At 37.5% G+C, this 8,111-nt stretch carries 9 protein-coding genes; 4 read left to right on the forward strand and 5 right to left on the reverse strand.

Features of this window, described 5'->3' with window-relative positions; all coding sequences use genetic code 11:
* The 5 genes from hisG to AC1M9N_RS13835 all read right to left on the reverse strand — a co-directional run bounded on the left by hisG (position 1) and on the right by AC1M9N_RS13835 (position 4,337).
* On the reverse strand, positions 1–699 hold the full coding sequence (gene hisG / locus AC1M9N_RS13815; protein ID WP_180000150.1) for an ATP phosphoribosyltransferase: 699 nt from the start codon (positions 697–699) through the stop codon (positions 1–3).
* 4 nt (positions 700–703) lie between these two features.
* On the reverse strand, positions 704–1,963 hold the full coding sequence (gene murA, locus AC1M9N_RS13820) for a UDP-N-acetylglucosamine 1-carboxyvinyltransferase (protein ID WP_180000148.1): 1,260 nt from the start codon (positions 1,961–1,963) through the stop codon (positions 704–706).
* Between the two features lie 7 nt (positions 1,964–1,970).
* Positions 1,971–2,222: a BolA family iron metabolism protein IbaG gene (ibaG, locus tag AC1M9N_RS13825; protein WP_180000146.1), complete on the reverse strand. Its 252-nt coding sequence runs from the start codon at positions 2,220–2,222 to the stop codon at positions 1,971–1,973.
* Between the two features lie 142 nt (positions 2,223–2,364).
* Complete coding sequence (gene hpf, locus AC1M9N_RS13830) at positions 2,365–2,697, reverse strand: ribosome hibernation-promoting factor, HPF/YfiA family (RefSeq protein ID WP_035268921.1); 333 nt, start codon at positions 2,695–2,697, stop codon at positions 2,365–2,367.
* Positions 2,698–2,885: 188 nt separating this feature from the next.
* Positions 2,886–4,337: an RNA polymerase factor sigma-54 gene (locus tag AC1M9N_RS13835; RefSeq protein ID WP_481954925.1), complete on the reverse strand. Its 1,452-nt coding sequence runs from the start codon at positions 4,335–4,337 to the stop codon at positions 2,886–2,888.
* Positions 4,338–4,795: 458 nt separating this feature from the next.
* On the opposite strand from AC1M9N_RS13835, the gene AC1M9N_RS13840 reads away from it, so the two are divergent.
* The 4 genes from AC1M9N_RS13840 to AC1M9N_RS13855 all read left to right on the forward strand — a co-directional run bounded on the left by AC1M9N_RS13840 (position 4,796) and on the right by AC1M9N_RS13855 (position 8,041).
* The gene (locus tag AC1M9N_RS13840; protein WP_180028739.1) at positions 4,796–5,695 is read left to right on the forward strand and encodes an amino acid ABC transporter substrate-binding protein; all 900 of its coding nucleotides are present in this window, start codon (positions 4,796–4,798) and stop codon (positions 5,693–5,695) included.
* Positions 5,696–5,764: 69 nt separating this feature from the next.
* Complete coding sequence (locus tag AC1M9N_RS13845; RefSeq protein WP_481954926.1) at positions 5,765–6,607, forward strand: amino acid ABC transporter permease; 843 nt, start codon at positions 5,765–5,767, stop codon at positions 6,605–6,607.
* 1 nt (position 6,608) lies between these two features.
* The gene (locus AC1M9N_RS13850; protein WP_180028741.1) at positions 6,609–7,286 is read left to right on the forward strand and encodes an amino acid ABC transporter permease; all 678 of its coding nucleotides are present in this window, start codon (positions 6,609–6,611) and stop codon (positions 7,284–7,286) included.
* 11 nt (positions 7,287–7,297) lie between these two features.
* On the forward strand, positions 7,298–8,041 hold the full coding sequence (locus AC1M9N_RS13855; RefSeq protein WP_481954927.1) for an amino acid ABC transporter ATP-binding protein: 744 nt from the start codon (positions 7,298–7,300) through the stop codon (positions 8,039–8,041).
* The last annotated feature ends 70 nt before the right edge of the window (positions 8,042–8,111 follow it).

Genomic DNA, 8,111 nt, shown 5'->3' on the forward strand with positions numbered 1-8,111 from the left:
TTAAGCTTTTTTCGCTTCTCTTTCTTCCACCGCTTTTTCAAGCTGTGCAAGAATCGGATTAAGTAAGGCTTGCTTACGCTTAAAGCTCGCTTTGTTCACGATTAAACGAGAAGACACTTTGCAAATTTCTTCAAGAGGCTCTAAGCCATTCGCGCGAAGTGTATTACCTGTGTCCACGACGTCGACGATGTAATCACCCAAACCAACCAATGGTGCAAGCTCCATCGAACCGTAAAGTTTAATCACATCAACTTGCTCACCTAAGCTCGCATAGTATTGACGCGTCAAATTCACGTACTTGGTCGCGATCTTCAAACGACCTTTCGGACGCTCCATACCCACTTTGCCCGCTGTCATTAACTTACAGTTTGCAATTTTAAGATCTAATGGTTCATAGACATTTTGTGCACCATGTTCCATCAGTACATCTTTACCTGCAACACCAATATCAGCCGCACCATTTTCTACATAAGTTGGTACATCAGATGCACGTAAAATTAAAATTCGAACATGTTTATGCGTCGTAGGAAAAATTAATTTACGCGATTTATCTGGGTCTTCTAAAAGATTAATCCCTGCTGTTTCTAGCAATGGCAATGTCTCTTTTAAAATACGACCTTTACTTAATGCTAAGGTTAAACCATGATCAAAATTGCCCATTACGTCAAAATTAGGATCATCGTTTCTCATATCGCTCATTAACTTACTCGCTCACTCGCTTAATTTGGGCACCTAAACCTTGTAATTTTGCTTCAACATCTTCATAACCGCGATCAATGTGATAAATACGGTCAATTAAAGTCTCTCCTTCAGCAGCTAAAGCAGCCAAAACTAAAGAAAATGAAGCACGCAAATCTGTTGCCATAACAGGTGCAGCTGAAAGTTTTTCAACTCCTGTTACAACTGCATCATTACCTTCAACCTGAATATTAGCGCCCATACGTGACAATTCAGGTACATGCATAAAACGGTTTTCAAAAATAGTTTCTGAAATTGTTGCAAACCCACGACCGATTGCATTGACCGCCATCAATTGTGCTTGCATATCTGTTGGAAAATCTGGATGAGGCAATGTACGGAAACTAACAGCCTTAGGACGCTTACCCATCATATCGAGTTCGATCCAATCATCACCGCGCGTAACTTCTGCACCCATTTCTTCAAATTTATCCAACACTGATTCCATCAGCAATGGATCTGTATGTGTCGTTTTAACTCGTCCACCCGTAATAGCAGCAGCCGCTAAATAAGATCCTGTTTCAATACGGTCAGCAACAACTGAATACTCACAACCATGCAAACTTTCTACACCAGTGACGATTAATGTATCCGTATCTAAACCTTCAATCTTCGCACCCATCTTAATGAGCATTTGTGCAAGATCAGTGATTTCAGGTTCACGAGCCGCATTACGGATGGTAGTAACACCTTCTGCTAAAACAGCAGCCATGAGGATGTTTTCTGTCCCACCTACAGTGACCATATCGAAAACAACTTCACCGCCTTTTAAGCGACCATCAACTTTTGCATTGACATAGCCTGCTTCGACTTCAATTTCCGCACCTAAAGCTTCTAATGCTTTTAAATGCTGGTCAACAGGACGTGAGCCAATAGCACAACCACCAGGTAAAGATACTTTTGCACTACCGTAGCGCGCCAGTAATGGGCCAAGCACCAAAATAGACGCTCGCATAGTCTTTACGAGTTCATATGGTGCAAATTGATTATCAAGGGTTGAAGTATCAGCGACTACAGTGTCACCTTCATACTTCATGGTAATCCCAAGACCTGCAATTAATTTTACAAGCGTATGAACATCTTTAAGCTTGGGTACATTTCTGAGCGTAATTGGTGTTTCAGCAAGAATCATTGCTGCTAAAAGTGGCAATGCAGCATTTTTTGCACCAGAGATGCGAACTTCGCCTTCTAGTCTTTTACCACCAGTGATTAGAAATTTATCCATTTATTCCTTAAGCTCCGAAAAGACTAGCTTTGCGCCATTCTTCTTTTGTCATTGCGCGTATGGTTACAGCGTGAACTGCACCACTTTTAATATATTCGTTAAGAGGAGCATAAACTGCTTGTTGACGAGCAACTGTTCTTTTACCTTCAAACAGATCATCTACAATACGGAGGTCAAATTTCCCACCTTGTCCACTTACAGCAACATCAGCAGAAGGGAAAGCAGCTTTTAAGATTTCAGTGAGCTGTTCACTATTCATTGCAAAGACCTCTCATGGGACGATCGATTGTGTAAAAACGGATTATTTTACTATAACTCATTCAATGAATTCATCTGCTATACAATTTATCTATAAAAAAAAGAGGCAATATACCTCTTTTTTTATTTTCAGCTACATACCGTCATATAGGCAGCGGCTGAAAAGCCATTTGCATTTTACGATATCGCATTAACTGTCTTTTTATTTTCTCAGTTAATTTTTTAATTGATGCATACATATCATCGCCAGATGCTTGAGCAAAAAGTTCGACGCCGGGTAAACGCACGATTGCTTCAGCGATATGATTCGAACTTCCTTTTTTCGAACGCTTATCGACTTGGTGATCCTTTGTGAGTTTCACCTGCATACTATTGACCTGATCAAGGTGCTTGGTCATTTCGGCGAATTTACAACGAATATTCTCTTCTATTGCAGGAGTAATACTTAAATGATGTCCACGAATTGTTATTTGCATAATCCTATCCCTCTCCTTCTAAAGGATTTGATTGAGTTAAGCCATGTGATTGCATGACAGAACATTCAACATAGAATTATTCTGCAAATTTAAGTCATGAAATCATGCTGGCTAAACCTCGTGTAACTAAAAAAAAGAGATTCATTATTTCGTCATAATGAACCTCTAGAATAATCACACTTCAAATTTCAGATCAAGACTTTTCGATCGGATGATGCAGGAATATGTAACGATTCGCGATATTTTGCGACTGTACGACGTGCAACATCGATACCATCCTCATTTAACAACTTAGCTAAACTGTTATCAGATAATGGTTTTCTTGGGTTCTCTTCAGCAATCAACTTTTTAATTTTTGCTCGGATCGCAGTTGAAGACGCTTCACCACCTGACGTTGTTCCAACATGGCTTGAGAAAAAATATTTAAGTTCAAACAACCCTCTCGGAGTAAGCAAATATTTATTGGTCGTTACACGAGATACTGTTGATTCATGTAACTCAACCTCCTCCGCCACATCTCTCAACACCAAAGGTTTCATTCCTTCAGCACCCAACTCTAAAAAATCTCGTTGATGCTGAACAATACATGTTGCTACTTTTAAAAGCGTTTTATGGCGCTCATCTACACTTTTAATAAAATTTTTAGCATCAAGCATTTGATTGCGTAAGTATTGATTATCTGCACTTTGATCAGCTCGACGAATCATATTTGCGTAATAAGGGTTGATACGTAATTTTGGCAAAATATCTGGATTTAAGTGCACATGCCAACTGTCATTTTTCTTTGCCACCACAACATCAGGCACTTGATATTCAGATTCTTTATTTTCAAACATTAACCCTGGATAGGGTTGTAATGATTTTAAAAGTTGTATCGCTGCTTTTAACTGTTCAAGTTTAAAACCTGTTTGCTTCAGTAATTTATTTAGGTCATTGGCAATCAATAATTCATAATGCTGCAATAACAATAACGCGTCATTACGGCATGGTAAGGTATTAGGCAAAACTTGAAGCTGAACATATAAGCATTCCACAAGATTGCGTGAACCAACGCCAATCGGCTCTAGTCTTTGAATATGTTTCAACACCACTAAAATTTCATCAATCTCAACATCTTCTTCAATATCCATCTGTGCGAGTAAAGTCAGCACTGCGTGGTGAATTTCTTCAACGCTCTCATCTAAAAAGCCTTTTTCATCCAAACCATCTACGATGCAATAAGCGATCAAAAGATCAGTTTGGGAGAAATTTAGAAGATTAACTTGCTGTAAAATATGATCTTTCAGTGTATTTTGAATTGATCGATTATCCTCACGTTCTTCATATTCTGGTAATTCCATTGATAATGATTGATGGGTATATACATCATCCCATTCCGTATCTACAGGTAAATCATTTGGCAAATGATCTGCATTTAATTCTCGAGTAAGATCACTAGCAGAATTTTCCTGATTCAAGTCCTCCAAACTTTGCATTGGAGAATCATCATCCACCTTTTCAAGTAAGGGGTTACTATCCAACTGCAATTGAACTTCTTGCTCCAACTCTAAGCTGGATAATTGTAAAAGTCGGATCGCTTGTTGGAGCTGGGGTGTCAAAGACAAAGAATTGGATACTTTTAGTCCTAACGCTAATTTCATAAATCATTACCCCCTAACATCGTTATTATTCAAGCAATAATCATGCCTACAATTCTTATAACATAAGTTTCAAGTGTTAAGTTAATCAATTAGTCTTAATTGTTAATAACAAATAAGGATAAAATACATTATAATTCAATCATTTTTTTTTAATTAATATTCAAAAAAAATATGAGCACTCAAGTTTAAATAAAAAAAATAATTTTTTAGCGTTATCTGCAGTTATGGTTGATTAAAAATAAACCACTTACTCATGATTAAGGTTTTATAAGCTCATGATTTGTTTCGCGTTAATCAAAAAATCTAAATTCATTCGAATTTCGAGTATTTTTTATTCTTTACTTATTCTCATAGAAAGTATAAAAATAATTAATAGCTTATTTTGAATAGATTTCAACCAAATTTGAGAACTGTCAAAATTATAAGAACGATATATTAAAAGACATGGAGATTTCTTGATGAAAAGTCTATCTGGTAAAGTCCTTCTCAGCGCATTAGGCTTCATCATCGCTGGTGGAACAATGAGTCAAGCCAATGCTACTGACACCATTGCGAAAATCAAAAAAAATGGAAAAGTGATCATCGGGTATCGTGAATCTTCTGATCCAATCTCATATATTGTTGGTGGTAAACCTATGGGATATGCCATCGATATCTGTAATAACGTAGCTAACGAATTAAAAAAAGACTTAAAACTCCCCAACTTAAAAGTTGAATATAAAGCGGTTACTTCTTCCACGCGAATTCCTGAAATGCTCGCTGGAAACATTGATATGGAATGCGGGACGACAACCAACTCTGTCCAGCGACAACAGCAAGTCAACTTCTCTACAAATTACTTTGCCACTGAAGTACGTATGGCAGTCAAAGCTTCAGCGCCTTTCAAAGATTTAGGTGATTTAAATGGTAAAGCCGTTGCCACAACGCAAGGAACAACCTCGGATAAATACATCAAAATGGGTGCACGAGGAGAAAAAATAAAAGTTACCAATGTCTATGGTAAAGATCATGCTGATTCTTTTGCAATGGTCGCTTCGGGACGTGCAGCTGCATTTGTTATGGATGACAATATTCTTGCAGGGCTCATTGCCAAATCATCAAAACCTCAAGATTTTAAAATTGTAGGTCCAGTCCTTTCGTCAGAACCTTACGGAATTATGCTGCCTAAAGGCGATGCCAAGTTTAAAGCGATTGCAGATCGTGTGGTAACTGGAATGTGGAAAAATGGTCAAATGGATACCCTTTATAAAAAATGGTTCTTATCACCTATTCCACCACGCAATATCAATCTAAACATGCCTATGAGTAGCTCATTTAAAAAATTAAAAGCATCTCCGAATGATGCAGGGATTAAATAACAAAAATTATGAGGGCTTAAATAGAAACACTTAAGCCCTTTTTTCTCGTAACCATTGCAGGGAATTTCAATGGCTGTTGGTTCTTTAAATTGGACGTCATTTTGCTTGGCATCCAACGAATATGGCGTTGATAAAAAAGATTGGGCTGAATCTATCTGTAGTGCGATTGGAGGTTCAAGTTATTCAGCTGTTGCTGATGCACCGACTTGGTTACAGATACTTGGATCAGGTATTTGGACCATGATCTGGACTGCTGTCATTGCCTTTTTCATCGCATTTATACTTGGTTCACTTATTGGCATTATGCGTACATTACCCAATAAATTACTGTCATTCATTGGGACTTGTTATGTAGAGTTATTCAGAAATATACCCTTAATTGTTCAATTATTTTTCTGGGCATTCGTTTTCCCTCAACTTCTACCATTGAGTATGAGTACTGGAAGTGGTGAAATGGTTTCTGGCGGATGGTGGCAAAATATTTTAAATAATAATCCAGCAATTATTGGTGTATTTGCGCTGGGCCTATATACCGCTGCAAGGATTGCTGAGCAGGTTCGAGCAGGTATTAATACCGTTTCACAAGGTCAAAAAAATGCAGCTTATGCGATCGGTTTAAATTTAAACCAAAGTTATCGTTATGTCATTCTGCCAGTGGCTTATCGAATCGTTTGGCCAACACTGACATCAGAAGCAGTGAATGTATTTAAAAATTCAGCCGTACTTTTTGCCTTAAGTGTTTTGAATTTTTTTGCATATACCAAAACAATGCGAGAAGAAACCTCTCAAGACGTGGTCATTTTAATTCTTTCAACACCTGTTTATCTCATCATCACTTATTCAATTAAATACCTGATGGCATGGATTGAGAAACGGATGGCTGTACCAGGTCTAGGTTCGGGAGGTAAATAAAATGGACTTTAGTGTTCTAACTCATCCCGATGTCGTTGCAAGTTTGATCGCTGGTTTTAAATTTACAGTTACAGTAACCATTCTTTCGATTATTGGTGGGATTCTTCTTGGTACACCAATCGCGATGATGCGTCTATCGAATAATAAAATTGCCAGTGGATTTGCAAAATTTTATGTCGACTTTTTTCGAGGTGTTCCCCTCATTCAAGTTATTTTTATCTTTTACTTTTTACTTCCTAAGTTTTTCGATTTCCAATATCACACCTATTGGGGACCTTTATTTTCAAGTGTAGTAACCTTCGCCATTTTTGAGGCTGCTTTTTTTTCAGAAATTGTCCGCTCTGGCATTCAATCAGTTTCTAAAGGACAAGTGAATGCAGGTTACGCCTTGGGTTTTAATTATCGCCAGACAATGTCATACGTAGTTTTACCCCAAGCTTTTAGAAATATGTTACCCGTGATATTGACGCAATCCATTGTTCTTTTTCAAGATGTATCTTTGGTTTATGTCATCAGTGCACCAGATTTCCTAGGCAATGCAAATACTTTAGCTAATACCTATGGTTCGGAAACCAAAGCCGTTTTTTATCTAGTTGTTGCTGTCGTCTATTTTGTCATTTCATTTGCACTTTCACGACTAGTTAAACGCTTACATCAAAAAATAGCCATTATTCGATAAGGAGAATCAAAATGCCAATGATTGAAATTCAAGATGTATCCAAATGGTATGGAGATTTTCAGGTACTTAGCGAATGCTCAACCACTATCAACAAAGGTGAAGTTGTCGTTGTATGCGGTCCATCTGGCTCAGGTAAATCTACACTTATTAAGACAGTGAATGCTTTAGAACCTTTTCAACAAGGAAATATTATCGTTGATGGTACCGCTTTAAAAGACTCTAAAACGAATCTAGCAAAATTCAGATCTAGAGTAGGTATGGTATTTCAACATTTTGAACTATTTCCTCATATGACTGTGTTAGAGAACCTAACAATAGGACAAATCAAAGTACTTAATCGCTCAACTGAAGAAGCTAAAATAAAGGCCTTACAATATTTGGATCGAGTGGGTTTGACAGCACACAAAGATAAATTTTCAGGACAATTATCAGGTGGTCAACAACAACGTGTCGCGATTGCACGTGGTCTTTGTATGGACCCAGTCTGTATGCTTTTTGATGAACCCACTTCCGCATTAGATCCTGAAATGGTCGGTGAAGTGCTTGAAGTCATGAGCCAACTTGCAAAAGAAGGCATGACGATGATGTGTGTTACGCATGAAATGGGATTTGCAAAAAAAGTTTCAGATCGAGTGATATTTATGGATCAAGGCAAAATTCTAGAAGATTGCCCGACTGATGACTTCTTTAATAAGCCACAAGAGCGACATGAAAGAACAAAGTATTTTTTAGAGAAAATTTCAGCAGTACATTAAATATTAGATTAAATCCGAAAATTTCGCGATTATTGTTGTTTTTTTAATTGCAAGAATCATCAATCTTTTG

It is taken from the genome of Acinetobacter sp. ANC_7655 (assembly GCF_056784015.1).